Origin of the sequence: Succinimonas sp., from assembly GCF_045225735.1 — a bacterium.
GTDB lineage: Bacteria > Pseudomonadota > Gammaproteobacteria > Enterobacterales > Succinivibrionaceae > Succinimonas.
Genome location: NZ_JBGVBR010000364.1, coordinates 1 through 2,275 on the forward strand (window position 1 = coordinate 1; position 2,275 = coordinate 2,275).

Genomic DNA, 2,275 nt, shown 5'->3' on the forward strand with positions numbered 1-2,275 from the left:
TACGAATCGGTGTCGTAATAGTCGGTGCTCTGGTAGACTATATTGTTTTTTAATTATTTTGCCATAGTAAATGCAACCTAAGGGTTGCAATAACTCTGGCAAATTTAGAAGTAGCCATAACTATGGCAAATGTGGTATCGTAAGGTTGCTGCGTCTCGGGTTAAGGAGGTTCCGAGATGAATCAAAGAAAACATTTGACCCTTCAAGACCGGCAGACCATTGAGCTGATGCTTAATGCCAAGAAGGATTTCACCGAAATAGCCCGGGCTATTGGCAAATACAAAGGTACTATTTCCAGAGAGGTTCGGACTCATGCTGAGTACATCCGTGTCGGAGCGATCGGTGTCGGCTACAATGCCTGTAAAAACAGGTATGAGTGCCAGAAAGCTCGTATCTGTTTTAGATGCGAATCTCCCAGAAAGTTCAAGCATTGCCGACGTTGCAGTCTGTGCAATCAGCGCTGTCCGGATTTTGAAAAGGAGATCTGCCCTCGCCACTCTAAGCCGCCATATGTCTGCAACGGATGCGGGAAACGCACATTCTGCACCTTGGAGAAAAGGATCTATGCAAGCAGCAAGGCTCATGAAGAGTACCGTGACCTTCTGAGCAGTTCCCGTACCGGATGCTCTTACGCTGAGGAAGAGATCCTTCGCCTTGACCGGCTTATCTCACCCCTGATCCAAAGGGGGCAGTCCCCGCACCATGTTTATGCCACGAACAATGACTCGATCATGGTCAGCGAGCGGACCATATACCGCCTGATCGATTCCAGTACGATCTCTGCCAGAAACCTTGATCTTCCCCGTAAAGTGAAGTTCAAAGCCCGCAGGAAAAAGAAAGAATACAAGGTGGATAAGGCTTGCAGGATCGGCCGCGACTTCTCCTGCTTCCAGAGATTCATGGATGAAAACCCGAGCTTGCCGGTCATTCAGTTGGATACTGTCGAAGGTAAGAAGGGCGGGAAAGCCCTTCTTACGGTCCATTTCGTCATGTGTGAGATGATGCTGGCCTTCCTGAGGGATGCCAATACCGCCAAGTCTGTCTCGGATATCTTTGATATGCTCTACAGAGAATTGGGCGCTGATGAATTCAGAAGCATCTTCAGAGTATGCCTTGCCGACAACGGCAGCGAGTTCTCAAATCCCTCGGCAATTGAATTTGATCCCGTTGACAGCCTCAGAAGAACCAGGGTCTTCTACTGTGATCCAAACGCTCCTTACCAGAAGGGATCAGCAGAAAGAAATCATGAGTTCATCCGTCGCTTCATCCCCAAAGGCGTTGACATTGGTCAGTATACTCAGGATGACATCACTCTCATGATGAACCACATTAACTCGTACAGCAGGGAAAGTCTTGGCAACAAATGCCCTTACGACGCATTTCGCTTCTTCTACGGAGATAAGCTTCTGATCCTGCTGGGATGCACCACCATCCCACCGCATCAGATAACGCTCAATAAGGCCGTTTTCAGAAGGGAAGTGCCGCAATGAGGTTCGAGAAAGGCTCTCCGGAGTTTGAGTACAACATTGACGCAATGCATGAGCTGGAGGATCATGTCCCCATGACTCGTCCTGAACGAAAGCTCCTCCATTATTGGGTCGTGTTTGGCAATGACATTGATACCAATCCTTGGAGGATCTTCGAACTCGACGGGTCTCCAATGAACTTCCTGAAAGCTCTCAGAGTCAAGCAAGGCTGTTCTCATGGCCCTTGGGATTCCTGGGAATTTGCGGAATGCATAATCTCTGGTAATCCCGGTTTCTCTGCTTTCCACTTTAAGAAACGCTGAACCGTTAATTCTCTCCCCAAGACGCAGCCGTAACAGCATATGTAGGGCAGTAGCATTTTCTTTGTCAAACTTGAACAAGTCCTCCTGCTGCCCTGTTTGCTTTGCCTTCCTTTCCCTGCCGTAACTCGATTATACCATATCTTGCTTCGTTTTTCTACCGCTTCGATCCGCTCGTTAAAGTCCCAACTTTGTAGTCATTATTGCTTCGCTGTGAAAGAAGTGGGAGATTATTTGTCTCTTCTTCATTTTTCTCAGCTCTTCCGTCCCGTTGCACTATCTTTGGCAAAGTCGCATTTACTCTGGCAGGTTACCTTTTTTATTTTTTTTATTTGCAAAAGTAAATGCAACAAAGGGCATGCGGACAGGAATAAAAACACTTATTAACGCAAGACCAGTAGGACATAAAAATGATGCATGTTTTCATATCAAATAGTATTCTATGGTAGAGCCCGGCATACTAGCATTACTTAATCCCACTAGAAATAT

2 protein-coding genes are annotated in these 2,275 nt (G+C 46.9%); one reads left to right on the forward strand and one right to left on the reverse strand.

The window, feature by feature from the left end:
- The first annotated feature begins 176 nt into the window (after positions 1 to 176).
- Positions 177 to 1,490, forward strand: coding sequence for an IS30 family transposase (locus ACJROR_RS12750; protein WP_406547380.1), 1,314 nt, complete (start codon positions 177 to 179; stop codon positions 1,488 to 1,490).
- On the opposite strand, the gene ACJROR_RS12755 is transcribed toward ACJROR_RS12750, so the two are convergent.
- On the reverse strand, positions 1,442 to 1,867 hold the full coding sequence (locus ACJROR_RS12755) for a hypothetical protein (RefSeq protein ID WP_406547382.1): 426 nt from the start codon (positions 1,865 to 1,867) through the stop codon (positions 1,442 to 1,444). The genes ACJROR_RS12750 and ACJROR_RS12755 overlap by 49 nt on opposite strands.
- Between the last annotated feature and the right edge of the window lie 408 nt (positions 1,868 to 2,275).